The sequence below is a fragment of the Candidatus Binatia bacterium genome, assembly GCA_023150935.1.
Lineage (GTDB): Bacteria > Desulfobacterota > Binatia > HRBIN30 > HRBIN30 > JAKLJW01.
Genome location: JAKLJW010000003.1, coordinates 1 through 25,774 on the forward strand (window position 1 = coordinate 1; position 25,774 = coordinate 25,774).

The window sequence follows — 25,774 nt, forward strand, 5'->3', positions numbered from 1 at the left end:
CGGCTGCGCAGCAACGCATCTGCCCAGGCTGGCGCGCTCGTGGCGAGCCCCACGATGCCGAGCGCCGGTAGAGCCGGCGGCACGCAGAAGAGCGTCAACGTGGCGGCCAGCCAGGCTGCCCGCAGGCGCGGAAAGCGCCCAACGCACACGGCCGCCCCGATACCGAGCAACATCGCCACCACCGCCCCGCCGCCGGCGTAGAGGAAACTGTTCGCGACAGTCCGCCCAACTTCCGCGACTGCACCGAGGAGCACCAGCTCCGGGTGGTTCATCTGGAACGGATCGCGTGTCGTCCGCGCCAACAGCTCTGGACCACCGGTCACCATCGGCAACAGTAGTCCGAGGGTCGGCAGGATAGTCGCGGCAACGGTCAGCACGGCCATCGCGCCGACCATGAGCAGCGCCATGCGTTCATGCGTCACAGGGACCGCCTGGCGTGTCTGCTTGGCCAGGAGATCGTCTGCGAAGCGCGATGTGGCAAGGAGGGCGAGCGGCACCGCGCTCACGAGGACGAGGCCTGCTAGAAAGGCGCACTGCCGTCCGGCGAGGCCGAAGTCGTAGAGAGCAGCAAAGCTCGTCAGAATCTCGGAGGCCGCCGTCTGCACCCCGAAAATCTGCCCTGGCCCCGGGTCGGCGAGTGTTAAGACCCCGCCCAACGCTGCGGCAAGCAGCGCCGGTGCACTCGCGTTTCGACTCGCTTGCCACACCACCTGCCGTTCTCCACCCGCGAGCCGCGCCGCGTCTACCTGCGATCCCGTGAGCGACGCCGTCGCAGCGTAGGCCGTGAGCAAGGCCAGCGGCACAACCAACCCTGCGGCGAACACCAGGACGCACGCCGGCAGGCCGGAGAGCAGGAACGGCACGCCCAGTGCGGCCGCCAGAGACGACCAGCCGATCCCCCACAGGAACGACGGAACAAGCAAGGGAAGCGTCACCAGCGCCAGAAGCAGGGCGCGGCCTGGAAATCGATAGAGGGCTGCACCGACTCCCAACGGCAGCCCGCACATCAGGCCGAGGAGCCCAGCACTGCCAGCAATGCAGGCGCTTCGCCCGATCGACCGGACGAACGACGATCCGATCGCGCCGGCCGCGCCATCACCCAGCGCTTGCCAGAGCAGCAGCACGTCCGGCACGGCAATCAAGCCCAGGAGCAATCCGATGCCACCGGCGCGCCACCGCCCCGGCCGCTCCAAAGCCAAGCTGCTGATCATCACCCAACCGGGGGCCTTCGCACTCGTCATCTGACGTAGCGCTCTCACATTCCCGAGCTGGCTCGATCGACCCAGTCTTTCAGGTAGTCGCGCGAGAGAGTTTCGAGAAGCTGAGCCAGGACGCCATAGTCCACCTGCATGGGCCGGAGCTGCGCGAGGGGCACGACACCCGCTGGCACAGGTACGCCGGCACGCAGCGGCATCTGCGCTGCCGCGCTCTCCGCCAGCGCCCGCTCGGTCTCCGGACGCAGGAGGTAGTCGATGAACCGCCGTGCGGTTGCCGGGTGCGGCGCGCCAGCAATCAGTACGGCGCAGTTCGGGATCACGAGCGTGCCGATGCCATCGGCGTCGGGGAACACGACGCCGATGGGCTTGCCCTCCAGGCGTGCAACGTTCGCATCATCCGTGTCGGTGATGCCCACGGCGCATTCGCCGTTGGCCACTCGCCGGCGCACCTCGCCGTTGGAAGACAGCATCCTTCCGCCGTTGACGGTAAAGCCCTCGAAAAACGCCCGGGCTTTGTCGTCACCGAGCACGGCAAATAACGCCGCCGCGTGCATCGATGTTGTCCCGAAAAGGGGGTTGGCAAGGCATGCTTTGCCTCGAAAGCGCGGCGCGAGTAGATCCATCACCGAAGTGGGCGTTTGCCCCTCGGGCACCAGGGTGCGGTTGTAGATGAGCACCCGTGCCCGGGCCGAGAATCCGGTCCAGTGTCCGTTGGGGTCGGAGAACTGCGCTGGCAACCCGGCTGCTTGCGGAGATTGATACGACGCCGTAACGCCCTTGCCCGCGAGTACGGCAGCACGCACGGGATCGCCGCTCCAGAACACGTCTGCCTGCGGCCGCGCCCTTTCCGCGATCAGGCGATTCACCAGACCCGTGCTCTTGGTCTCCTCCGTGTCGGGCACGAGGCGGACGGTGATGCCGCTTTCCACCTCGAAGTCTCGCGCGATAGGCCGCGCGAAGATCTCGTCGACCGACGTGTAGACCACGACCTCGTCCGCCGCGGCGATCCGGGCGGTGGTCATGAGCAGCACCGCCAGCGTCGCTTGCCACTTGCGTATCATCGCTCTCGCTCCTTGATGCCTGCGAAGAATTCCGGGGTGCTGAAGCTCAACGTCAGCCCGAGCGTAAGCTCCCAGTCGAACGCAGCCGGTGTCAGGCGGCGCCGCTCGCCGCCTCACGTGCCTACGGCCGTTCGCCACACCGACCTACCGCGAGCCGCTTCGGTTGACGGCCGACTTTGGTTACTGCCGTCACCTGCCGCGTCGTCACGTCGACGATCGATACCGAATCGTCGTCTGTCGTGCTGACGACGGCGTAACGACCGTCCGGCGTCACCTCCACCCAATTTGGATTCCGTCCGACGTGCACGCGCCCCTCGAACGCGAGCGTCTTCGCATCGACGAATGTCAGCTCGTTGGTGATCTGCGTGGTGAGCAGCACCGTTTCGCCATCCGGGGTCAACGCCAGACCGTGCGCGTCCTTTCCTTCCGGCGCGAAGCGCGTCTCGCCAAGGGCGATGCGCTCACGCGGGCCGCGGCCCGAGAGGTCGACGACGAGCGCGCCGTTGATCCACCGAACGGTCAGATAGGCCGTATCGCCCGCGGGTGACACCGCCAGGACGCGAGGAAACGCGAACACGGGTATGTGTGAGAGCGGCTTCAAGGTCGTGAGGTCGAACACATCGAGGGCGCTATCGCCTTCCGACGTGACGACGGCGATGTTGCGGGCGGCGTTGGTCACGACCACATGTGGTGCTCGGCCAACCGGGATGGTTTGCTCGACCGCCAGGCCCTGCGTGTCGATTACGGAGACGGTCGAGTCGGAGTTATTCGTGACCCACAGGCGATCGCCCTTGGGCGCCAACGCCAGCTGATTCGGTGCCCGGCCCACGGCCACCTCCGCGGCAACGCGCATAGCTGAAGCATGGACAACCGCAACCGAATTCGCCCCCTCGTTCGAAACGTAGACTCGACGCCCGTCGGCCGCCACAGCCACCCCGTGCGGCTTCGCCCCTGTCCGCACGCAGCCCAGCGCCTTACCGCTCGGTACCTCGATCGCGCAGACATCCTCACCGCCGAAGCTCGTCACGTACGCGCAGGCCACGGTTGCAGGCGGCGAGTCCTGCGCGGCCACCTGTGAGACCAACACCAATGTACATGCGGCGAGCGCAACGGTTGCGGCAACGCCCTCCCTTACGCTGCGAATCATAGCCCTCTTCATCATGGGGTGATGCCCCCTTTGAGCATCAATCCGGCCACCCCGGCGCTGGCGATCACCAGCGGCTCCGGGATCTTTTTGACCCGTGCTAGGACCACCAGCGTTACCAGCGCGATAAGCGCCGTCGGGATATCGAAGATCGCGCGACGGCCGAGTACGAATGCCGCCCCGGCGATCGCACCGGTCGCAGCTGCCGTCACCCCGTCAACGAAGGCTCTGACGTGGCGATTGTTGACCGACTGCCGGAAGTACTTCGCCGGGATGATCACGAAGAGGTAGCACGGGAGAAACACGCCGATGGCGGCCACGGTGGCCCCGGCGGGGCCGGCGACCAGGTAGCCGATGAAGGCGACGGTAATGACCACGGGTCCGGGAGTGATCATGGCGACGGCGACTGCGTCGAGAAACTGCTGCTCGGTGAGCCAGTGAAACTCCTGCACGACACCACCGTACAGGAACGGCACGATCGCCAGTCCGCTCCCGAAGACGAATGCGCCCGCTTCCGCGAAGTACCAGGCGATGGTGGCGAGCGTGCTGCTCGGTGCCGGGCCGTCGAGGCCGGTGAAGAACCACGGCACGAAGACGGCTGCGGCAGCGGGCCGCGGCGCAGCGCGTAGGACGAGCACGGCGAGGCCGGAGAGTACGAAGAGCCACACGATCTCCGACTCGGTCCAGGCCGTAACGACGGCGCTCAGCCCGAAGATACCCCACAGAAGCGCGTCGCGGCTGAGCGTCATGCGCATGAGCTTGAAGGCGCTGCGCGCGATGATGGCAATCACGGCCGCCCCGATCCCGTAGAAGAGACCCTGCATCCACCAGAGACCGCCGTAGCGCAGGTAGAGCCACGAAAGAGCCAGCACCATGACAAACGACGGCAGGATGAAGGCGGCAGCGACGAGCGTGGCGCCGAGATTCCCGGCGCGGACCCAACCGAGGTAGATGGCGAGTTGGGCGGCGAGCGGGCCGGGCGCCAGCTGCGCCAGCGCGAGGCCCTCGACATAGTCCTGCTTCGAGATCCATCGTCGCTTCTCGACCAGGTCGCGTTGCATGTAACCGGCGAGCGCGATCGGGCCGCCAAAGCCGAAGCTGCCGAGATGCAGAAAGTAGAATAGGAGCTGGTTCAGCGTGCAGGGCACGATGGCGGGTTGTTCGTCGTGACGGCCTGCAATCGCTTGGCTCATGGCTTCGCACTCTCAAGTGGCTCAATCGTGAAGTCGTCAAACGAGGTCACGCTGTCGGCCTTGGTCCAGAGACCAACTTTGCCGGCACTCGGGAAGGTCATGTCCTGGACGTCGAAGAGATGTTCGCCTTTTCAACCGGTCTGGCGGCGCGTGAGATCGGAACTGGATGGCTGCGTCATGCGCGTTTCCTCCGGTAGTACTCGTACAGGTCGTCGAAGACTGCGCGTGCGCGTTCGAGGCGGTCTTCATCCTCTTTGTGCGCCATCGCGATGCCCGCGATGAGCTTGTCGATTCCGGTGGTCTCCGCGCGCCCGAACTTGCCGTCCTTGAGGTCTATATCGTGGACGATCTCGGCAATCGGTCGCAGCGCGGGGTCGGTGATGCCGCAGCGCGTGAGCAGCACTTCGAAAGTGCAGTGGTCGCCTTCGTGGGTGAAGTCGCCCTCGAACATGTCGAAGCGCAGTTCGCCGGCTGTGGGGTGGTAGTCGCGTGTGGCGACGTACTTGAAGCGCGCGGCAGCATCGATGAAGCGCTTGATGAGCCACCCGCTCGCCATGCGATCGACGTGGATGCCCCGACGCGTGACCCATGTACGACCGCGAAGCTCTTTGGGATCTATGAGCACCCTCCCCCTGGGGGTGTCTGCGGTATGCACGCGCGCCTCCAGGGCTTGGAGCAGCCCGGCGGTAGCTTCCCTGCCGGGGGCATCGAAGAAGTCGAGTGCCGCCACCTCCGCGAACCGCTTCCGGAGCCGGGTTACCTGGGCGTGTAGCGTGGTGGCTTGATCGTTACTGCTCGCGTCCTCGACCGGCAACTCGGCCGCGATCGTGCGGGCATCCTCGGCGATCTGGGCGTAGTCGGCGGCGCGGGCGGCGTGGAAGAGAGCCTCGATTTGCGCATCGGATAGACCATCGACAAAGCGAGCCGCACAGACGGAAGCCTCGCCGCCGCCCTCCGTGACCTCGCGGACGACCCATTGAAAGTCTTCCTGGGACTGATCGCTCCACGGCAGCACGTACACAGAGTTCTTGATTGCCACGGCCCCGAGCCGTTGCAGGCGGCGCCAGATCTTGACGCGGAAGTAATCAGGCTTCGGCGGTAGCTGGTGGATCAGCAACAGCCAGCGGGCCTTGACGCGTGACACGATGGGTATCTATCGCAACTGAATCATACTGGCAACGGCTGAATCATCCCATCGCGAGCGATGGTGGTTTGACCATCGTAGCGCAACCTTGGCGTGGTCAGACCACCGGCGCACGTAGTCTGAATGATCGTCTTGCCGGCGCCGGGTTCGTCAGCGAGCAGGAAGCGCAACGGCTGGCGCTCCTTCATTGCCGGTGGCCGCCGGTTTCGAGCGCCGAGACGATGTCGGTTTTCTTGAAGTCCTTGCCTTTGAAGAGCAGCGGCTCGCCGGTCGCCTTGGCGAGCGCGTAAGAGAAGCAGTCGCCGAAATTAAGCCCGGCGGGATGCCGGCCCTTGCCGAAGTCGGCGTAAGCCTGCCGGGCGATGTGGGCCTGCTCCTCCGTGACAGGTTCGATTGCGATTGCCGCCCGGCGAATGAAGGCGTCCAATTGCCGGCTGCCCTTGTCATTCGTCTGGGCATCGATGACCACGGCCGCCTCGACGAAGCTTGCGGCGGACATGCGGCATGAGTCGGCCTGCGTCAGGGCACGCGCGTAAAGCTCTGCGTCGCCTTCCTCGAAGAGAATCGCCAGTACGGCCGAAGTGTCGACGATCATTTCGGCAGCCCGCGCTCGTCGTACAGCATGTCGCCGTGATCGACCGGCTGGCCCTGCAGCGTGCTCGCGCAGCGATGCCCGATCGCAAGCAGCTCGGCGACGGTCGCCTCGGGCCTTCGCTGCCTGCGGACCCGCTCCAGGCGCTCCCGGATCGCTGCCGTGACCGCCCGGGTCATCGTCTCGCCGGTCTCCTTGGCAAGAGCCTGTGCGAGCGTGTGGGCGGCCGGGTCCTTAATGTTGAGACTCATCTGGTCCTCCAGGGTAGACTGATTTCTACCCTTCGCCAATATGACCCGGAAGCCGGTCCGGCCGCAAGGAAGACCGCCCGGTCAGGCCGGCCCGTCCTCCTTGCGTGGGTGCCGGACCTCGGCGTGGACGTGTACACGGTAAGCCGCGCCAACGGCGCTCGCAAACGCCGGCCGGGACACCGCGGCCCGTTCTTACGGGCCGCTGGCCACGCGCGTGCGCGGACCGCTGGCGCCCAGCCCGACCAGGACGAACTGGGCCCGCACCTCCGTTTCCGACGGACTGGTGCGCTGGTTAACCGCGATATCCACCGACCAGCAATCGCACGTCGAAATAAAACGTACCCCCCAGTAGTTGCCGAGGAAGTTGGACGTCACCGCGTCGTAACGGCCGGCGTAGAACAGGCCGAACCAGTCCGTAACCCGCAACACGACGTTGCCGTTGACCTCGCGCAACTGGTTCCCGCTGATGAACCGATAGGTAATGCCGGCACTCGTGCGCGTCTCCAGGAATCGCTCGCCCCGCGCCGTCCACGGATCCTCGACGAACAACCCCACCCGCGTCGCCGTCAGATCGTTGTTGGACACGTCGTAGTTCGCCGCAAAGCGGAACGACAACGCGCGCGCGGGATTGACCCGACCTGCAAAATCGATGTCCGAGAAATGATCCGCCGCTCGCCCCGGCTGCAAAGGCTCGATCTCGCGCAGCACGTCGGCGCTCTGCATTAACGATAACCGCGCCAGCTCGCGGTAACGCTCGTCCGCGGGACCCAGATCGCCCCCGCCAAGAAAGCTCTCCGTCTCCGGTGCCGGAGCCGGCGACAGGCCGGGGTCGGCAAATCGCCCCACCAGGCGGGTCGTGGCCCCGTACGTGAACAGACTGCGCTGATCCACGCGGTCGACACCGTCCCAGAACGGCAGACTCTCCTGCGATACGAACGGCACATAGAGATATTCGAGCATCGGCTCGATCGAATGCTTCACCTTGTCGACCCCGAGCAGATCGAAGTCGAACACCCGCGCGATCGACGTGCCCACGCCGGCGTGGACGATCGGCAACGCGCGGTTTGCGGTGGCCGGCAGCACGGCGGGCGCACCCGCGTAACGCGGCCCGACCACGTCCGGATCGGTAACGTAATAGGCCGTCTCCCGGAACGCGGCGCGCACGGCACCGAAGGCGTACCGCCCCACCGGCAGCGGCACGGTCACCCCCGGCACGACGTCGAGGCGCATGCCGTCCGTGCCCTGTCCGCGCTGGTATAACATGCCCCCCAGATCGAGCTCGCCGAGGGCCCAGCGGCCGAAGCTCATCTGCGCATCGGCGTCGAGCTCCGGCACCCGCTGGAGCACCTGCGACTCGGGACCGAGCAGGTTCTGGTAATACACGCCCTGCCCGCGCACCGCGACACGATCCCATCCCGCCCCGAGCCCTCCCCAGGTGCGCGTGTACGGCAACGTCCGCACCGCAACCTCGCGACCGTAGGTAAAGGCATAAGTGTTGATCTCGCGCAGGAACAGATCGTCGCTGACCACCAGCGAGTCGGCGTAGAGCTGCAGCGGCCCCGCGACAGGCTGCCGGTGCTGGTTGACCACGCTCCAGCGGTTCTCGGGAATCACCGGCTCGAATGACGTACCGGTCGCCTGCCCGCGGAAGAACTCGTTGAAGTACGAGGTCTCGATGACTCCGGCCGCGTCCCGGGGCCAGAAGTAGCGGTACTCCCCGACCACTCCGATGCGCGCACTCGTCTCGACGTCGCCGGCGATCGTTAAGTCCTGACTGCGGTCGATCGCCCAGTAGAACGGCAGCAGCGTCTGAAAGCCGCGGCGGTTGGAGAACCCGAACTGCGGCACCAGAAAACCCGTCTGTCGATCCAGCTCCACGGGGAAGATCGCGCGCGGCACGTACAGCACGGGCACGTCGAGGATGTTGAAGGTTCCTCCCTTCAACCGGCCGTAACCCCCGAGGGTTACCTCGAGGTCTTCGCCGCTGATGCTCCAGCTCGGAGGCCCCTCCGCGCAGCGGCATGTGGTGAAACGGCCGTCGCGAATACGAAAACTCTGGCCGAGCCCCTTTTCGACCCGCGCGCCTTGCAGCGAATACTGGTTGAGGCGCGAGGTGATATTGGCGCCTTCGATGATGCCGGTTTCCTCCTCGAGATTGAGCGAAAGCGCATCGGCCGTCAGCAGCCCTTGCGGGTCGCTCAGCAGGACCCGGCCACTGGCATCGGCGATGTTAGTGATACGGTTGAAGCGCACCTCGTCGGCGTGCAACTCGGTGTCGCCCCGTTTTACCACGACGTTGCCGCGCGCCGAGACGGTATCGGTGCGCCGGTCGTAGGTCACCTCGTCGGCGTCGATGGTAACCTGCTCGCTCTCGAAGACGGGGCGGATCTGCGCCCCCGCCCCACCGGCAACCGCGGCGAGGACGAAAACGAGCAGCGCCCAGCGGACTCGCCGCGCCGCCGCCTCACGAAACCCGCACCGCATCGGAGGGGTCGAAGAGCGACCGTACGCCCCGCCTGTCGAGAAAGTAAGGATAGACGGCCCCGATCAAGAACAACGATCCGCACACCAGCACCGCATCGTCGGAGCCGGCCTGCGCGCACACGCACTCCAGCGCCGACTCCGGACTATCGACCGCACGCGCCGGACAGAACGCCCTGAAAGCCCGCGCTACCGGCTCCGGGTCCGCGCCTCGCGGCGGCAACACGCGGGTCACCGTTGCCGACGCCGCGATCGGTCCCAGCACCGCGACCATGTCCTCCCAACGCTTGTCTCGCATAACCGCAAAGAGCACGTGCACCCGCCGCCCGCCGGTTACACGCGGCACCTCGGCCACCAGCGCCGCGAGGCCGTCGGTGTTGTGGGCGCCATCCAGTACCACAAGCGGCTGCGTCTGCACCACCTCGAGCCGTCCGGGCCATCGCACCTCGGCAAGGCCGCGCCTGACGGCTACTTCCGACACCGGGAATCGCGGCTGAGCCCAGACGATCGCCGCCAGCGCCAGCGCCGCGTTCGTCCGCTGATACGAGCCTCGCAGACCGACAGTGAGCCCCTCGATCCTCGCTCCCAGCCCGTCGAAGCGAAACGGCACGTCGTCGCTCACCGAAAAATCGCGGCCGTACCAGTAAGTCGGCGCCTGCACCTGTGCCGCCCTCTCCGCAATGGCCCCGGCCGCCTCCTCGGTCATGGGCCCGACGATCGCCGGCCGTCCGGCCTTGACGATCCCGGCCTTCTCCCGCGCGATCGCCGCCAGCGCCTCGCCCAGGTACTCCTCGTGGTCCCGTCCGATGTTGGTGACGATCGCAACCTCCGGCAGCACCACGTTGGTGGCGTCGAGCCGCCCCCCCAACCCGACTTCGATCACGGCGAGATCGACCTCGGCGCGCGCGAAGTGCAGCAGGCCCATCACGGTGACCAGCTCGAAGAACGTCAGCTCGATGCCGCGAGCCAACACCGCCGACTGGATTTCCCGGGTGAGCGCCACCACCGTCTCCGGCGGAATTGTCGAACCGCCGACCCGGATTCGCTCTCCGAAACTCACGAGGTGCGGCGAGGTGTACAGGCCAACGCGATACCCGGCGGCGCCGTACACGGCATCGAGCATCGCCGCCACGGAACCCTTGCCGTTGGTCCCAGCCACGTGCAGCACCGGATAGCGCCGGTGCGGATCGCCGAGATGCCGCAGTGCAAGCTCGACCCTCTCGAGCTTGAAGTCCATGCCCCTGGCGGCCTCGAGACCGTAGAGCCACGCCAGGACCTCGGCATATTCGTTGTGGACCATCCGGCGCTCCGGAACTCAGCCACTGCGCGCCGCTCGCATGGCGGCCTTGAGGCTACGGAGAAAGGCGCCCACCTCGGACAGCAGGTCCGGGGCGCCACGGTGCGCGTCGACGATGCGCATGATGGCGCTGCCGACCACGGCCGCATCGGCGAAGCGCGCCACGGCGGCGGCCTGCGCCGGGGTCGAAATGCCGAAGCCCACGCCGATCGGCAGCCCGGTCGCCTCCCGCAGCCGCGCGATCGCGGGTTCGACGGCCTCGGCAAGCATCGGCCGCACACCCGTGACGCCGGTGACCGAGACGTAATACACGAAGCCGGCGGCGTGCCGCAGCACCGCGCGCACGCGCCCCGGTCCGCTCGTCGGCGCCAGCAAGAAAATGATGTGCACTTCTTGCGCCCGGGCCGGCACCAGCAACTCGCGCGCCTCCTCGGGCGGCAAATCCACCACCAACAGGCCGTCGACGCCCGCCCCGTGCGCGTCGGCGGCGAAACGCTCCGGCCCGTAGTGCAGGATCGGGTTGTAGTACCCGTAGAGAATGACCGGCACATCCGATTCGCGCCGGAACGTCGCCACCAGTTCGAGCACGCGCCCCAGCGAAGCGCCGGCGCGCAAGCCGATCTCCAGCGACCGTTGCAGCACCGGCCCGTCCGCCGAGGGATCGGAAAACGGCACCCCGAGCTCGATCAGGTCGGCCCCGCTGTCGACCGCAACGCGCATGAGCTCGAGCGTGGTCGGGACATCGGGGTCGCCCGCGGTAAGGAACGGAATCAGCGCGGCGGTATTCGCTGCGCGCAGCGCTTCGAAGGTCCGATCGATGCGATTCATGCCGCCTCAGCGCGGGCTTCGCCCGCAACCCATTGCGGATTGCGGATTGCGGAACTCATGAATCCGTCGTCCGCAATCCGAAATCCGCATTCCAAAATTATTCGCACCATGCAATCAAACGCGGAATTCGTAAATCAGAGGGTCACGCCGAGATGACGTGCGACGGTGATCATGTCCTTGTCGCCGCGCCCGGACAGGTTGAGCACGAGGATCCGATCCCGGGGCATCGCCGGCGCCGCGCGCACCGCGTAGGCCACCGCGTGCGCCGTCTCCAGAGCCGGAATAATGCCTTCGGTGCGCGTCAGCAGCTCCAAGCCGGCGAGCGCCTCGTCGTCGTTCACCGTGCAGTACTCGGCGCGTCCGGTGTCGTGCAGGTAACTGTGCTCCGGACCCACGCCCGGATAGTCGAGCCCGGCCGAGATCGAGTGCGCCGGCCGCACCTGCCCGAGCTCGTCCTGCAAGATGTACGTACGCTTGCCGTGCAACACACCGACCGAGCCGGCACTGATCGAGGCCGCATGCTGCCCGGTGTCCACGCCGCTACCGCCCGCCTCGACACCTACCATGCGCACCCCGGCGTCCCCGACGAACGGATAAAACAACCCCATGGCGTTGCTGCCACCGCCGACACAGGCGACCAAAAGGTCCGGCAGCCGCCCTTCCGCCTTCAGGATCTGGCGCCGCACCTCGCGGCCGATCACCGACTGAAAGTCGCGCACCATCATCGGGTACGGATGCGCCGACATCGTCGAGCCAACCAGATAGTGTGTCGTCTCGACGTACGTCACCCAATCGCGTAGCGCCTCGTTGATGGCATCTTTCAGCGTCTGGCTGCCGCTGGTGACCGGGCGCACCGTGGCACCGAGCAGCTTCATGCGAAACACGTTGAGCGACTGCCGCTGCACGTCCTCGGCGCCCATGAACACCTCGCACTCGAGGCCGAACAGCGCGCACACGGTCGCCGTCGCCACCCCGTGCTGCCCGGCACCGGTTTCGGCGATGATGCGCCGCTTGCCCATGTGCCGCGCCAGTAGCGCCTGCCCGAGCGCGTTGTTGATCTTGTGCGAGCCGGTGTGACAGAGGTCCTCGCGTTTCAGGTAGATCTTCGCCCCGCCCAGCTTCGCGGTGAGCTGGGCGGCAAAATACAGCGGCGTGGGCCGGCCGGCGTAATCGCGGAGATAGGCGCCGAGTTCGCGCTTGAACGCCGCGTCGCGCCGGATCCGCCGGTAAGCGGTCTCGAGGTCGAGCAGCGCCGGCATGAGCGTCTCGGCCACGAAGCGCCCGCCAAAACGACCGAAATGACCCTGACGATCAGGCAGATTGTACATGGTCGATGAACCGCCTCATTTTCTCGTGGTCCTTCTTCCCCGGCGCCGACTCGACCCCGCTGGCAACGTCGACGGCAAAAGGTTGCACGGCCCGCACGGCCGCCCGCACGTTTTCCGGCGTCAGCCCCCCGGCAAGAATCAACCGGCGACGGTCGAACCCCTCGATCAGCTCCGGGGGAACGGACGCCCCTGTGCCCCCGTGCCGCCCCGCTACGTACGCATCGGCAAGCACGAAGTCCACCGCGTATCGCTGCGCCAGTGCGGCGGCACCGCGGTCCCGAACCCGCAGCGCCTTGATCGTCTTCCGCGACCAACCCGCGCATTCCGGCGGCTCTTCGTCGCCGTGGAATTGCAGCGCCTGCAAACCGACCTGCGCCGCAATCCGCTCGATCTCGGCGCGCGCGGCGTTGACGAATACCCCCACCGTACACACCGCCTTCGGCAACTGCGCCGCGATGGCCGCGGCCGCGTCGGGAGAAACGTAGCGCACGCTGCCCGTATAGAAGTTGAATCCGAGCGCGTCGGCCCCCGCCCCTGCGGCGGCGAGCGCGTCGGCGACGTTGGTGATCCCGCAGATCTTGACGCGAACCCGTTCGCCCATGAACTCATCCGTCGCGCAGCAACTCGCCGAGTTTCGCACCCGGATCCGGGGCGCGCATCAGGGTCTCGCCGATCAGAAACGCGTGCACCCCGCAGCGTTCGAGCCGTCTCATGTCCGCCGCCGTCTCGATGCCGCTCTCGGCAACGACCTGAACGCCGGCGGGCACGGATGCCATCAGCGCCTCCGTCGTCTCCAGGGAGGTGCGAAACGTGCGCAGGTCGCGATTGTTGATGCCGATGAGCGTCGCACCGGCCGCCAGCGCACGCCGCAGCTCGCCTGCGTCGTGCACTTCCACCAGCGCGGTCAGGTTCAGCTCCTGCGCGAGAAACAGCAACTCGCGCAACGCTTCGTCGTCGAGAATCGCCACGATCAGCAACGCCGCGTCGGCGCCGTAGGCGCGCGCCTCGTAGAGCTGGTAAGGGTCGATCGTGAAGTCCTTGCGCAACAGTGGCACCGTCACGTGCGCGCGCACGCTTTCGAGGTACTCGAGTCGGCCCTGGAAATACCGCTCCTCGGTGAGCACGGAAATCGCAGCCGCACCGGCGGCATCGTACGCCGTCGCAATCGCCACCGGATCGAACTCGGCGCGGATGACGCCCCGAGACGGCGACGCCTTCTTGACTTCGGCGACGATGGCGCGCGGCCGGTGCGCCAGCGCGGCGGCGAAGTCCCGGCGGGCGGCGATAAACGACGGCCGCTGCCGGAGCGCCGCCAACGGTACCGCCGCACGCGTCCGGTCCAGATCCGCACGCCGGTCACGCACAATGTCGTCGAGAATCATCGGTTCGCGATCTCTACCAGCCGGGCAAGCTTCTGCGCCGCACGGCCGCTGCGAATGGCGTCCTCTGCCAGTCGAATGCCGGCTGCAATCGACGGCGCCATGCCGGCAACGTACAGCGCCGCGGCGGCGTTGAGGACGGTAACGTCACGCCGGGGCCCGGTCGCCCCGCCCAGAATGCCGCGCAAGATCGCCGCGCACGTTTCCCGGTCCCCGCCAGCGAGATCGCCCTCCCGGCTACGCGCCAGCCCGAAGTCCTCGGGGACGATACGATACGAACGCACGGCCCCGTCCTTCCATTCCGACACCTGCGTTGGAGCGGCGGTGGAGATCTCGTCGAGCCCGTCCTCCCCACTCACCACCAGAGCATGAACGCTGCCGAGACGACCGAGCACGGCCGCCAGGGGCTCGGTCCACGACGCCGCGAAGACGCCGACGACCTGATGGCGCGCGCCGGCGGGGTTGGAAAGCGGGCCAAGGAGGTTGAAGATCGTACGCACGCCAAGCTCGCGACGCGGCCCGGCCGCGTGTCGGGTCGCGGGATGGAAGTTGGGTGCGAAGAGGAAACCGAACCCGACCTCGTCGATACACTCGGTCACTCGTTCCGGCGGTAAGTCGATGCGGACACCGAGAGCTTCGAGCACGTCGGCCCCACCCACTGTCCCCGACGCGGCGCGGTTACCGTGCTTGGCGATGGTAACGCCGGCACCGGCGGCAATGAAGGCGGCGGCGGTCGAGATGTTGAACGTCCCGCGCATGTCGCCACCCGTACCGCAGGTGTCGACCACGACCGACGCGCGCGGGCGAATACGCGTCGCGTGCGCCCGCAGCGCGCGCGCCGCACCCGCCAGCTCCTCGACCGTTTCGCCGCGCATGCGCAGCCCCACCAGCAACCCACCGATCTGCGCCGGCGTCGCCACGCCCGTCATGAGCTGCGTCATGACGTTCTCCATCTCCGCCTCGCTCAGAACCTCGCCGGCGACGATCCGCGCCAGCGCCGCGCGCACGTCGGTCATCGCGCCGCCTCCACGCGTCGTCCGCCCCCGCCCCGCGTCAAATCGAGGAAGTTGCGCAGCAGATGTTTGCCCTCGACCGTGAGGATCGACTCCGGGTGGAACTGAATTCCCTCGACAAGGAACTCGCGATGGCGCGCTCCCATGATCTCCCCTTCGGCCGTCCACGCACTCAGCTCGAGACACGCCGGCAGGGTCGCACGCTCGATGAGTAGCGAGTGGTAGCGAGTCGCCTCGAACGGATTCGACAGGCCTCGAAAGATGGTGCGGCCGTCGTGCAGGATCGGCGACGTCTTGCCGTGCATCAGGCGCGCGGCGCGCACGATGTGTCCGCCGAAGGCCACCCCCATGCTCTGATGCCCCAGACACACCCCGAGGATCGGGATCTCGCCGGCGAAGCGCTCGATGACCGCCACCGAGATCCCCGCCTCCGCCGGCGTGCACGGCCCGGGCGAAATGACGATCTGGGTCGGACGCAGGGCCACTATATCGTCCACCGCGAGCGCGTCGTTCCGGTACACGCGCACGTCCGCCCCCAACTCGCCCAGGTACTGGACCAGGTTGTAGGTGAAGGAGTCGTAGTTATCGATCATCAGCAACATCGTTGGCCGTCGTTCGTCGTTCGTTACTGGCTATCGGCCACTGCACACTGTCCACTGCCCACTGTCCACTGCCCCCTCACCGCATGCCTTCCGCCAGGCGCAACGCCTGTACCATCGCTCTGGCCTTGTTGATGCACTCGGCATACTCGCGCTCCGGAACCGAATCGGCAACGATGCCGGCGCCGGCGCCGATGTAAACCTGGCCGCCCTTGACCAGGATCGTACGGATGGCGATGCACGTGTCCATATTGCCCGAAAACGAGAAATAGCCGACCGCCCCGCCGTAGACACCCCGGCGCACCGGCTCGAGCTCCTCGATGATCTCCATGGCTCGGATCTTCGGCGCTCCGCTGAGCGTGCCGGCAGGAAACGTCGCCCGGAACACATCGAAGCAATCGCGCCCCGGCTGCAGCTCGCCGCGCACGTTGGAGACCAGGTGCATGACGTGCGAGTAGCGCTCGACGATCAGTCTTTCGGTCACTTCGACGCTGCCGACGGTCGCGACGCGGCCGACGTCGTTGCGCCCCAGATCGACGAGCATGATGTGTTCGGCAATCTCCTTCGGATCGGTTACCAGCTCCCGCTCGAGTTCGGCATCGCCCCGCTCCGACGTGCCGCGCGGGCGCGTGCCGGCGATTGGCCGCACGGTGATTTCACGCCCTTCGAGGCGGGCCATGACCTCCGGCGACGAGCCGATGAGCTGCACGTCGCCGAGGCGCAGGTAAAACATGTACGGAGCCGGGTTGACGGTCCGCAGGCAGCGGTAGATGTCGAACGGCCGCACCCGCAGCGGGCAGGAAAACCGCTGCGCCAGCACCACCTGAATGATGTCGCCAGCGACGATGTAGTCCTTGGCGCGGCGGACCACGTTCTCGTACTGCTCCTGCGTCGTGTTGGAGCTGACCGCCGGCCCCGCGCCTTCGGGATGCAAGCGCGTCGGCGCCGCCAACGGCCGGTCGAGCCGCGCGATCAACTCTTCGATGCGCGCGCAGGCGGCATCGTAAGCGGCGTGCAGGTCGATGTCGGGACCGACGGCGGCATGGGCAACGACCCGGATCGTTTGCGCCGTGTTGTCGAAGATCAGCAGCGTGTCGACCAGCATCAGGTACTGGTCGGGCAGCTCGAGGTCGTCGCGGGCGGTGGCCGGCAAACGTTCGAAGTGGCGCACGACGTCGTAGCCCAGGTACCCGACCAGCCCGCCGGAAAACCGCGGCAGCCCGGGCACGGGCACCTGCCTGTAGCGCCCGAGGAACTCGCGCAGCGCCACGAACGGATCGGCGACCTCGGCAGGGATGCCAGGTTGTCCGGGCGGCGCAATCTCGACCCTCCCGCCCCGGCTCCGAAACACGACCTGCGGGGCGACTCCCAGGAAGCTGTAGCGACCCCACTTCTCCGCACCCTCCACGCTCTCCAGCAGGAAGGCGTCACCGCCGTCGTCAATCTTGAGGAAAGCCGACACCGGGGTTTCGAGGTCCGCGAGGATCTGGCGCGACACCGGCACCAGGTTGCCCGCGCGCGCCAGCGCACAGAACTCGTCGAAGTTTGGGGTGTACATGGTCTCGTCTGCCGCCGGTCTTGCCGCTCGCCGCCGCGGTCTCCGGCCGATCTTACTGCGGCGTCACGTGCGCGTTCTCCAGGCCCTCGCGCCGCTTCAGGCGGCTTTCGAGTTCGGCTGCCTTGTCGCGCGACCCGAAACGGCCCACCCGCACCCGATACCAGGTCTGGCCGCGCACCGGTGCCTGGACCGTATACGCATCGTAGCCCTTGGCCCGCAGCGAGCGGGCCAGGTCCTGCGCCTGCTGTGGATTGGTGGTCGCGTTGACCTGCACGGTCCACCCGGCATCGGCCCACTCGTCACGTCCGCTCGGCGGCGTCGGTCGCGGCGCCGGGGTGCGGGTGGGCCGCGGCGTCACGGCCGCCGGCGTGTCGCGTACCGTCGGCCGCCGCGTCGGCGTTCCCGCCGCGGCCGGCGCCGCGGGCGTCCGGGCAGCCGCCGGCGGCGCCGTGTACTGCGCCGCCACCGCCACCTCTGCGACCTGCGTCTCCTGCATGCGCCGATACGCCTTGCCCTTCATCGATTCGAAGAACTGCTGGTCGGCGGGCCCGAGCGCCTCGGCCGGGGTCGGCGCCGCGGGCATCTCGCGCTTCACCACCCGCTCCTCTTTCGCCATCAGGAATTCGGTCTGTCGCTTGCCGATGACGAAACCGAGGAAGAAGATCACCACGGATGCCAGAACAAAGCCGCTCAGCAGCAGGAAGACCTGCACGTACGTGAAACCTGCCGTACCCGCCCGCCGTCGCATCGCTTCCCCTCACATCGTCTCGGGCGCCGTCACGCCCAGCACGTTCAACCCGCAGCGAATCGCACGCCCGACCGCAAACGCCAGATAGAGCCGCGCCGCGGTACGGACGGCATCGTCGGTGACGATGCGGTGGCGATTGTAGAACCTATGGAACTCGCCCGCGAGGTCGATGAGGAAAAAGACCACCCGGTGCGGCTCGAGCAGCCGTGCGGCATCCTCGACCACGTCGGTATACTGCGCCAGCAGCTTTACGACCGCCACCTCCTCGGGCTCGACCAGACTCTCCAGATGCGAGACCGCCGCCGGCGCCCGCGTGCTCCCCGCGGCCGCCGCCTGCCGAAAAAGGCTGCACACCCGCGCGTGCGCGTACTGCACGTAGAAGACCGGATTCTCCGCCGACTGTTTCCGGGCGAGGTCGAGGTCGAACTCGAGATGACTGTCGGCCTTGCGCAACAGGAAGAAGAAGCGCACGGCGTCGGCGCCGACCTCGTCGAGCAACTCGTCGACGGTGACGTACTCGGCGCGGCGCGTCGACATCTTCACCTGTACGCCCCCGCGCGTCAGCGTGACGAACTGATAAATGATCGGCTTGATCTTCTCCGCATCGAGCCCGAGCGCCGCAATCGCCGCCCGTACCTCGACGTTTTCGTCGATATGGTCGGCACCGAGCACGTCGACAAGCAGATCGAAACCGCGACGCAACTTGTCCTGGTGATAGGCAATGTCGGGCAACCTATAGGCGGGCTCGCCCGAGGACTTCACGAGCACGCGGTCCTTCGGCAACCCCAGCGGCTCGCCACGCAGCCACACCGCGCCGTCTTGCTCGAACGCCAGTTCCCGCTCGCGCAGCGCCCCCAGAGCAGCCTCGATCCGACCGTCCCGGTAAAGCGAATCCTCGTTGAAGTAAGCGTCGAAGCGCACCCCAAGGCGCTTCAGCGTGGCTTCGATATCGGCGAGAATAGCTCGTTCCGCGGCATCCTTGAACGGCCCGGTCGCCGGCGCATCGCGCAGCGCCGTGCCGTGCGCCGTCACCAGTTCGTCGGCGATCGCACCGATGTACGCACCGCGATACCCGTCTTCGGGAAAAGCAACCGGCGCACCGATGGCTTCGAGATACCGCGCCTGCACCGAGGCGCCAAGCAACGTCATCTGCCGCCCGGCATTATTGAAGTAGTACTCGCGTTCGACGGTATGACCGGTCTGTTCGAGAATCCGCGCGATGGCGTCGCCGAGCACGGCGTTGCGGCCGTGGCCGACGGTGAGCGGGCCTGTCGGGTTGGCACTGACGAACTCGACCAGCACGCGTCTCCCGCGCCCGATCGGTGCGGGGCCGAATCCGTCGGCCTCGATCTCCGCCAGACACTGCGCCCAGAACCGCGGCGAGAAGCGGAAGTTGATGTACCCGGGGCCCTCGACCTCGACCCCCGCGAGCAGGCCCTCCGAGTCCTCGATGTAACCGGCGATGGCCTCGGCCAACTTGCGCGGCGACGTCCGCTCCGCACGCGCAAGGCCAAGCGCCACGGTCGACGCGAGGTCGCCGAACTTTGGGTCTTTCGGGACCTCAAAAACCAGAGGGGGGAGGCTGGCGGACCGCAGCGCTCCCCCCTCTATGGCTCGGGTCAACGCCTGCTGAAGCAGTCCCTCAAGACGCTTTTTCATCCTCCGTTCGCCAACGGTCGCTCGACGATGACATGTTGTCGTGTCTGCGCGGAACGCAGCTTGCGCGGCCTATATCGTTGGCCCAAGGTTCAGTCAAGAACGCGCGCTCACACGTTCGTCGTCGCGGCGTCCTCCGCGGCCCGCGTAAGGCTCATCACAAGGGCGTCTTCACCACGGCCGTAGTAATTCCGGCGCACACCGGTTTGCCTGAACCCGAAGCGGCCGTACAACCCCACCGCGGCTTCGTTGCCGCGCCGCACCTCGAGGGTGATCAGGCGCACGGCGTTTACCGCGGCCTCCTCGAGGATGTGCTCGACGAGCAGACGGCCGATGCCGGCACGCCGATGGTCGGGATCGACGGCCAGGTTGAGGATGTGCATCTCGTCGCCAACCAGCCAGCGGCACACGTACCCGACCACACGGCTCGCGCCGTTGCCGAGTCGCGCCAGCGTCGTTCGCGAGAACGGGATCTTCAACTCGTGCAGGAACAACCCCGGACTCCACGGCGTGGGAAAGGATCGGCGCTCGATCTCGACGACGGCATCGAGGTCGGCGCTCTCCATCGGCGACAACCGCACCGCGGGCATCACCACCGAATTAGCGCCGACGCCCACGTGAAACCAGCACCGAATGCCGCAAGACACACCAGCTTGCCCGACTGCACCAACCCGGCCTCCATCGCCTCGTAGAGGGCGATCGGGATCGATCCCGCGGTCGTGTTGCCGTAACGATCGATGTTGTTGAACATCTTCTCTTCCGGCAGTTCGAGCGACATCGCCACCATCTGGCTGATGCGCAGGTTCGCCTGATGCGGAATGAGCAAGTCGAGATCGGCCGGGGTATACCCGCAGGTATCGAGCGCCTCGCGGACGACTTCGGGAAATCGCGTCACCGCATGGCGGAACACGTACTTCCCTTCCATGCGCGGAAAGACCCGCGGCGGGTCCCCGGCGATCATCTCCTCGGTCAAGCGCGGCCGCTCTCGGGAGCCCGGGCTCTCGATCCACAGCTTTTCGGCAAACTTGCCGTCGGCATGCAGGTGCGTCGCGAGAATGCCACGGTCGGGCCCCGCGGCCGGACCCACCACTACCGCCCCGGCACCGTCGCCGAAGATGACCGCGACCTCGCGCCCGCGGGTGGTCAGGTCGATGCCGGTCGAGTGCACTTCGCCGCCGACGAGGAGTACATGGTCGTAAAGGCCGGTCTTCACGAACGTGTCGGCAATGGCGAGACCGTAGAGGAAGCCCGAGCACTGATTGCGCACGTCGAACGCGGGAATGCCCTGCAAACCGAGCTTTTCCTGCAGCAGGCAAGCTGACGCGGGCATGTCGATGTCCGGACTCAAGGTCGCATAGATCAGGCAGCCGATCTGTGCCGGCGACACGCCGGCGCGGTCCAACGCCTCGCGTGCGGCGATCAGGCCCATGTCGGTACCGCCGGTGTGGTCATCGCTGAACCGGCGTTCGCGAATCCCGGTGCGCTGCTGAATCCATTCGTCGCTGGTGTCCATAAGCTTCGACAGGTCGTCGTTGGTGACGACACGGTCGGGCAGGAAGCGGCCGACGCCGAGAATCGTCGCGTTTCGCATGCGTCTGGTTCCCTCCTACAGTCGGATCACCGCGGCGCCCCAAGCGGCACCGGCGCCAGAAGCCGCCAGGCACACGACCGCGCCGCCGCCGAGCGTACCGGCCGCGATCTCCTCGCTGAGGGCAACCGGCAGCGCCGCCGCGGAGAGATGCCCGTACCGGGCGGCGGGTATGTTGAGTTGCGACGCGCGCGCACCGATGCTGCGGCCGACGGCTTCGCCCACCTCGGACAGTACGTGTCCGACGACGAAGCGGTCGACCGCCTCGGCGCGCAACCCGGCTGCCGCCAGCACTTCCCCGATAACGGCCGGCAAGGACGCTTCGCCGAACCGGCGTACCGCTGCCTTGTCGAGCTTCGGGAAATGCCCTCCGGCGCGGAAGTTTTCCACGCTGACGCGTAGCGGGTGCTGGCGGCTCGCCGGATACTCGCACCAGAAATCGCGATAGCGGCTGCCGTCGGTGTGTACCGCCGTGGCCAGAATGCCGGCACTGCCCGCCGATGGTCCGACGATCGCCACACCGGCACCGTCACCGTAAAGCCGCGCCACATCCGCCCCCGTCGGCGAGTAGTCCAACCCGGCGGAGTGAACCTCCGCGCCAGCCACCAGCACGCGGCGGTACTTACCGGCCTGCACTAACCGATCGGCAACGACGAGCCCGAAAACGAAGCCGGCGCACTGGGCGCGGACGTCGAGAGCGCCGATCTTCCGCGCGCCCAGTTGCGGCTGCAGGTAGCAGGCCGAGCCCGGAAAGGTCACGTCCGGCGTCATCGTCGCAAACACGATGAAGTCGACGTCCTCCGCCGTGAGTGCGGCGCGGGAAAGCGCGGCCTCGGCCGCCGGGACCGCGAGCGTCGACGGGCCGCCGGGTTCGAGCGCGCGCGGACGCCGCACGCCGGCGCAGTCGGCAAGCGATGGCAGGTAATGGCCCACGCCGAGCAATGCGCCGCTCATGCGGGGTGCTCCATGGCCTCGACATCTTTCAGCAAGACGACCTCCAAGGTCTTGTTCCGGAGGCGGTGTTTGAAGCCGCGCACCGGAACGGGCAGTTCGACGTTGGTCGTGAAGTCTGGCGGAAACGCCGGCGACACCGCGGCCAGCCGCCTTAGGGTATGGTCGGTCACGTGCCCGTGGACGACGAAGAAGCCGCTCTCCAATGACAGCTCGTACCGGTAGTCGGGCATGGCGTCCGGCACGCCGAAGATCTCCTTCTGCGCCGAAGGCGGTACGCGACGCGGCAATTCGACTTCGAGCAGAAAACCGCTGCCCAGCTCTTTCAATGTGTAGACCTCTCCGTAGCGACGTTCGCGCTCGATGCGATCTTCGAACGCGCTACCGCGGAAGCCTTCCCATCCCACGCTCCCGCGGCGCTCCAATCGACGCAGGGTACGCGTCCACGGCCAGAACGTCAGCGCCACCAACGGGCCGTACCAGGCGCCAAGGTAGATCGCGGACCGCCCCGTTTCGGCCCGGCGCGCCATCGCCCCGACGCGCAGGGCCCCCTCGACCAGGGCGAGCAGCAATCCGGCGGCGATGCACGCCAGCAGGCGCGGCCCGGGAAACGTCCCTGACGCGAACAGGACGGCGACGACCAGGGCCGATACCGGGTAGACGATGGCGTTGTAGAGCAGGTTCAGCACGGTAGCGCCGGCGGCGGTGAAGAACCGGGCATCTCCGACCGCGGCTTCGATGGCGCGTTTGCGGGGATCGGACAGGGCGCCGAGAAAAGGCTGCATCAGAGCGGCGAACCATTTCCGTCGCGCCGGCGCGTCCGCGCGCACGGCCTCGAGCCGCGCGACGGCATCCTCGAAGGTCCCCGGCAATTCGCCGGGGAAGGCCGCGCCGGTTGGCGGTCCGCCGGCGGACGGCGGGGTTTGCGGCGGCGGTGCCACCGGCGGTGGCGGCGGTGGGGGCGACGGCGGCTCGACTGGCGGCGGCGCCGCGACCGCTGCGGTGGGTGCGCCGTTGGCTTTACGGAAGCGGGAGGGGAAGTTGGCCGGGAACTCACGTCCGGGGTGCAACTGCCGCGCCCGATCGAGGAGGACGGCTTCGTTTTCGGGGCGTTGCGGGTCGGGAATGCAGCAGTCCACCGGGCAGACAGCGGCACAGGCTTCCCGGTCGTGGAAACCGACACACTCGGTGCACTTTTCGGGGACGATATAAAAGACGTCCTGTGCCAGAGCGGGGTGTTTGACCGCGTTCAGTTCGTACTCGACGCCGCCCTGGTAGATAGCCGCGTTAGGGCATTCGGGCTCGCACGCACCGCAGTTGATGCACTGAGACGTGATGACGGTCGCCATGCGGTGATCTCCTGGCCGAGCCTCGACCGCCGGAGCCTACCGGAGCGGGGCCGGTCGATCAACGCAGCCACCGCCCGGCAAAGCGTGGCGAGCACCCGACACACACTCGCGACGCTACGGATAAATCAGATGGCCGATCGGACCATTGGGTTGCGGGCGACAGGTCGTGGCCGCCCGCCCCGGCGGTGGCGATCGCCGACCCGGAACCGACTCACGGCTCGCGAGGAATTGAACTCTGCGGGGTCGACTTCCCGGGGGGGGGTTGGGACTTGCCTGGTCATCGACGTCTGACTATTCCGGTTTTATGGTCAAGACCGCGGCTGTCGCCGAGCTCAAGGCGCATCTCAGTCGGTTTCTTCGCCGCGTGAAGGCGGGCGATGAGATCCTGGTCACCGAGCGCGACGTTCCGGTGGCTCGCATCGTTCCGGTGGCGCCCGTGGGCGACGAGCGCCTGCGTGGACTCGAGCGACAGGGTCTCGTCAAGATCGGAAGCGGGAAGCTCCCGAAGGACTTCTGGACGCGCCCGCGGGGTGAGGATCCTCGGGGCCTTGTGCGCGCGGCGGTTGGCGAAGAACGCGAGGAGGGATGGTGAGGTTCTGGGACACCTCCGCCATCGTACCGCTGTGCGTCACGGAGCCGGCGACCGCCGCGGTCAGGGAGCTGACCGACTCTGACTCATCGTTCGTCGTCTGGTGGGCCAGCCGCACCGAATGCGTATCGGCCTTTGCGTGCCGTCGCCGTGACGGGGTGCTGAGCCCGTCAAGCGAGCGCTACGCCGGCGAGGCGCTCGATGCACTGTCGGCGGCGTGGTCGGAGATCCAACCCAGCGCGGCGCTGCGCCGTCGCGCGGAACGACTTCTCGGCGCGCATGCGCTACGGGCCGCCGACGCCTTCCAACTCGCAGCCGCGCTGCTGTGGACACAGGGGGAAACCCGCGGACGCGAGTTCGTCTCGTTCGACCAGCGTTTGCGCGAGGCCGCGGCGCGAGAAGGGTTCTCGATCCTGCCCGAGTAAGGCAACGGCTCGGCATCGCTTTCGCCTTCGGCATCGATCCCCGCACTCCTGGCGGATCGTTCGCTCGCCCCACCAGCTCTGGTCGAGTACCGAGAACAAGCACCGCCTTGCGAAGCAACCACGAGCGAATATCGATTCACGCGAGGAAACCAATGACCTGCACCGCATCGTCGCGCCGGCTGTGGGTGCCCGTCCCACCGGCGGCTTTATTGCGCTTCCACGTCTCACCTCAACCCGCGATTGCCTGGCCCTGCGAGGGGCCTTTCGCCACCGGGAACAAGTCGAGGTGGAGTGAATGGTCCGAGCGATCCTAGCGCTCATGGTGCGCGAGTCGCTCGCGGAGCGCTGCTCTGACCCGCCTTCGTACCTCGTCCGGAATGTCGGCCGCGGCCAGCTCGCCGGTCAGCCGAATCGTCTCGCCGTAGGTCCTGGAGAAGGCACGGCAGTCGGGACAGTGGCGGAAGTGTCGTTCGATCGCCGCGGCGAGCCCGGGGGCGAGGGTTCCGTCGAAGTAACCCTGCAGGACGGAGACGACGTCCTCGCAGGTGCGGTGTCCCATCAAGCGCATCAGCAAGGCCATCGGCCGCTTCATCGGTCACCCCCGAAAAGCCCCGCCAGCCGTTCGCGCAGGCGAAGGCGAGCACGGTGCAGCCGGCTGCGCACGGCGAGGACGGTCGAATCGGTCGCCATTGCGATTTCGTCGTGACTGAGACCGAGGGCGTCCTTCAGCCACACCACGGTTCGATCGGGGTGCGGCAGTTGGTCCAGAGCGGCGCTGAGTTCCTTACGCAACTGCGATCGATACACCCGGTCCTCCGCCGATTCGCTCCAGTCCTGCACAGGACGCGCGTAACCGCCCATCCAGTTGAAGCGCGGGAGATCTGCTTCGGCAGTCGTCGGATTGCGCTGCGCGGATCGCCGGTGCATCAGCGCGGCGTTGACGCCAATCTGGTGCAGCCAGGTGCCAAAGGCGGCATCGCCGCGAAAGCCGTCGAGGTTCTCGAATGCTCTCATGATCGCGCCCTGATACACGTCGGCGGCGTCAGCCTCGTTGCGGACGATCCGGAGCACGGTCTGGTAGACGCGTCCTTCGTACGGGCGGATCAGGTCCTCGAATGCCACGGCGTCGCCGGACCGCACGGCGGCAACGAGGGCTGCTTCGTCGCGTTCCTCCATGACTTTGCGCCCGACGGTACACGATTTGACCGTTTCCAGCCACGGCTTCGCTTCAGCAATGGCGTGCCGTGACTGGTTCGGCCCTCCATCTGCCGGCGCCGCCGAGCCGGCCTCTCCTCCGTACTCGTACTCGTTCACGTACTCGTACACGGCCACTTCCTCGCAGACGTGCCGTCGTTCGTGGTCCAACTTCATCGCTGCGTACCC

General features: G+C 67.2%; 26 protein-coding genes and 1 pseudogene. 2 read left to right on the forward strand and 25 right to left on the reverse strand.

Annotation, left to right across the window (positions count from 1 at the left end; genetic code table 11):
• From L6Q96_03205 to L6Q96_03315, 23 genes and pseudogenes are all read right to left on the reverse strand, one after another.
• The coding region (locus L6Q96_03205) for a hypothetical protein (protein ID MCK6553584.1) at positions 1 to 1,241 on the reverse strand (1,241 nt) is incomplete at its 3' end.
• Positions 1,242 to 1,255: 14 nt separating this feature from the next.
• Entirely contained in the window at positions 1,256 to 2,278 is a 1,023-nt protein-coding gene (locus L6Q96_03210; protein ID MCK6553585.1) for an extracellular solute-binding protein, read from the reverse strand.
• A 121-nt stretch (positions 2,279 to 2,399) separates the two neighbouring features.
• Positions 2,400 to 3,440 (reverse strand): beta-propeller fold lactonase family protein, encoded by a 1,041-nt coding sequence (locus L6Q96_03215; protein MCK6553586.1) that lies wholly within the window; start codon positions 3,438 to 3,440, stop codon positions 2,400 to 2,402.
• Entirely contained in the window at positions 3,437 to 4,615 is a 1,179-nt protein-coding gene (locus tag L6Q96_03220) for a chromate transporter (protein MCK6553587.1), read from the reverse strand. Before L6Q96_03220 ends, L6Q96_03215 begins: the two co-directional genes overlap by 4 nt.
• A gap of 175 nt (positions 4,616 to 4,790) precedes the next feature.
• On the reverse strand, positions 4,791 to 5,759 hold the full coding sequence (locus L6Q96_03225) for a chromate resistance protein (GenBank protein ID MCK6553588.1): 969 nt from the start codon (positions 5,757 to 5,759) through the stop codon (positions 4,791 to 4,793).
• 23 nt (positions 5,760 to 5,782) lie between these two features.
• On the reverse strand, positions 5,783 to 5,947 hold the full coding sequence (locus tag L6Q96_03230; GenBank protein ID MCK6553589.1) for a hypothetical protein: 165 nt from the start codon (positions 5,945 to 5,947) through the stop codon (positions 5,783 to 5,785).
• Complete coding sequence (locus tag L6Q96_03235; GenBank protein ID MCK6553590.1) at positions 5,944 to 6,354, reverse strand: type II toxin-antitoxin system VapC family toxin; 411 nt, start codon at positions 6,352 to 6,354, stop codon at positions 5,944 to 5,946. Before L6Q96_03235 ends, L6Q96_03230 begins: the two co-directional genes overlap by 4 nt.
• Entirely contained in the window at positions 6,351 to 6,602 is a 252-nt protein-coding gene (locus tag L6Q96_03240; GenBank protein ID MCK6553591.1) for a type II toxin-antitoxin system VapB family antitoxin, read from the reverse strand. The genes L6Q96_03235 and L6Q96_03240 overlap by 4 nt, the downstream gene beginning before the upstream one ends.
• A gap of 192 nt (positions 6,603 to 6,794) precedes the next feature.
• Positions 6,795 to 9,086, reverse strand: a complete 2,292-nt coding sequence (gene lptD / locus L6Q96_03245) for an LPS assembly protein LptD (GenBank protein ID MCK6553592.1) — start codon at positions 9,084 to 9,086, stop codon at positions 6,795 to 6,797.
• Positions 9,067 to 10,383 (reverse strand): bifunctional folylpolyglutamate synthase/dihydrofolate synthase, encoded by a 1,317-nt coding sequence (locus tag L6Q96_03250; protein MCK6553593.1) that lies wholly within the window; start codon positions 10,381 to 10,383, stop codon positions 9,067 to 9,069. The genes lptD and L6Q96_03250 overlap by 20 nt, the downstream gene beginning before the upstream one ends.
• 15 nt (positions 10,384 to 10,398) lie before the next feature.
• Positions 10,399 to 11,208, reverse strand: coding sequence for a tryptophan synthase subunit alpha (gene trpA, locus L6Q96_03255; protein ID MCK6553594.1), 810 nt, complete (start codon positions 11,206 to 11,208; stop codon positions 10,399 to 10,401).
• A gap of 134 nt (positions 11,209 to 11,342) precedes the next feature.
• Positions 11,343 to 12,536, reverse strand: coding sequence for a tryptophan synthase subunit beta (gene trpB / locus L6Q96_03260; protein MCK6553595.1), 1,194 nt, complete (start codon positions 12,534 to 12,536; stop codon positions 11,343 to 11,345).
• Positions 12,520 to 13,137 carry a phosphoribosylanthranilate isomerase gene (locus tag L6Q96_03265; protein ID MCK6553596.1) on the reverse strand — a complete coding sequence of 206 codons (618 nt, stop codon included), beginning with the start codon at positions 13,135 to 13,137 and terminating at the stop codon, positions 12,520 to 12,522. Before L6Q96_03265 ends, trpB begins: the two co-directional genes overlap by 17 nt.
• 4 nt (positions 13,138 to 13,141) lie before the next feature.
• Positions 13,142 to 13,918, reverse strand: coding sequence for an indole-3-glycerol phosphate synthase TrpC (gene trpC / locus L6Q96_03270; GenBank protein ID MCK6553597.1), 777 nt, complete (start codon positions 13,916 to 13,918; stop codon positions 13,142 to 13,144).
• On the reverse strand, positions 13,915 to 14,931 hold the full coding sequence (trpD, locus tag L6Q96_03275) for an anthranilate phosphoribosyltransferase (protein MCK6553598.1): 1,017 nt from the start codon (positions 14,929 to 14,931) through the stop codon (positions 13,915 to 13,917). The genes trpC and trpD overlap by 4 nt, the downstream gene beginning before the upstream one ends.
• A complete protein-coding gene (locus tag L6Q96_03280) occupies positions 14,928 to 15,530 on the reverse strand; it encodes an aminodeoxychorismate/anthranilate synthase component II (protein ID MCK6553599.1) in 603 nt (200 codons plus the stop codon). Before L6Q96_03280 ends, trpD begins: the two co-directional genes overlap by 4 nt.
• A 76-nt stretch (positions 15,531 to 15,606) precedes the next feature.
• Positions 15,607 to 17,085: an anthranilate synthase component I gene (trpE, locus tag L6Q96_03285; GenBank protein ID MCK6553600.1), complete on the reverse strand. Its 1,479-nt coding sequence runs from the start codon at positions 17,083 to 17,085 to the stop codon at positions 15,607 to 15,609.
• Positions 17,086 to 17,137: 52 nt separating this feature from the next.
• Positions 17,138 to 17,833 (reverse strand): SPOR domain-containing protein, encoded by a 696-nt coding sequence (locus tag L6Q96_03290; protein ID MCK6553601.1) that lies wholly within the window; start codon positions 17,831 to 17,833, stop codon positions 17,138 to 17,140.
• A 9-nt stretch (positions 17,834 to 17,842) separates the two neighbouring features.
• Positions 17,843 to 19,492, reverse strand: a complete 1,650-nt coding sequence (argS, locus tag L6Q96_03295; GenBank protein MCK6553602.1) for an arginine--tRNA ligase — start codon at positions 19,490 to 19,492, stop codon at positions 17,843 to 17,845.
• A 107-nt stretch (positions 19,493 to 19,599) separates the two neighbouring features.
• Complete coding sequence (rimI, locus tag L6Q96_03300; GenBank protein ID MCK6553603.1) at positions 19,600 to 20,055, reverse strand: ribosomal protein S18-alanine N-acetyltransferase; 456 nt, start codon at positions 20,053 to 20,055, stop codon at positions 19,600 to 19,602.
• Between the two features lie 23 nt (positions 20,056 to 20,078).
• Positions 20,079 to 21,080, reverse strand: a complete 1,002-nt coding sequence (locus L6Q96_03305; protein MCK6553604.1) for a ketoacyl-ACP synthase III — start codon at positions 21,078 to 21,080, stop codon at positions 20,079 to 20,081.
• Between the two features lie 15 nt (positions 21,081 to 21,095).
• The gene (locus tag L6Q96_03310) at positions 21,096 to 22,031 is read right to left on the reverse strand and encodes a 3-oxoacyl-ACP synthase III family protein (GenBank protein MCK6553605.1); all 936 of its coding nucleotides are present in this window, start codon (positions 22,029 to 22,031) and stop codon (positions 21,096 to 21,098) included.
• A gap of 1,076 nt (positions 22,032 to 23,107) precedes the next feature.
• A pseudogene (locus L6Q96_03315) lies at positions 23,108 to 23,377 on the reverse strand (4Fe-4S dicluster domain-containing protein).
• Between the two features lie 304 nt (positions 23,378 to 23,681).
• Between L6Q96_03315 and L6Q96_03320 the strand changes: the two are divergent.
• Together L6Q96_03320 and L6Q96_03325 are read left to right on the forward strand one after the other, a co-directional pair.
• Positions 23,682 to 23,969 (forward strand): type II toxin-antitoxin system prevent-host-death family antitoxin, encoded by a 288-nt coding sequence (locus L6Q96_03320; protein ID MCK6553606.1) that lies wholly within the window; start codon positions 23,682 to 23,684, stop codon positions 23,967 to 23,969.
• Positions 23,963 to 24,391 carry a type II toxin-antitoxin system VapC family toxin gene (locus L6Q96_03325; protein MCK6553607.1) on the forward strand — a complete coding sequence of 143 codons (429 nt, stop codon included), beginning with the start codon at positions 23,963 to 23,965 and terminating at the stop codon, positions 24,389 to 24,391. The genes L6Q96_03320 and L6Q96_03325 overlap by 7 nt, the downstream gene beginning before the upstream one ends.
• 310 nt (positions 24,392 to 24,701) lie before the next feature.
• On the opposite strand, the gene L6Q96_03330 is transcribed toward L6Q96_03325, so the two are convergent.
• Positions 24,702 to 24,983, reverse strand: coding sequence for a zf-HC2 domain-containing protein (locus L6Q96_03330; protein ID MCK6553608.1), 282 nt, complete (start codon positions 24,981 to 24,983; stop codon positions 24,702 to 24,704).
• Positions 24,980 to 25,762 (reverse strand): sigma-70 family RNA polymerase sigma factor, encoded by a 783-nt coding sequence (locus L6Q96_03335; protein MCK6553609.1) that lies wholly within the window; start codon positions 25,760 to 25,762, stop codon positions 24,980 to 24,982. Before L6Q96_03335 ends, L6Q96_03330 begins: the two co-directional genes overlap by 4 nt.
• Positions 25,763 to 25,774 lie beyond the last annotated feature (12 nt).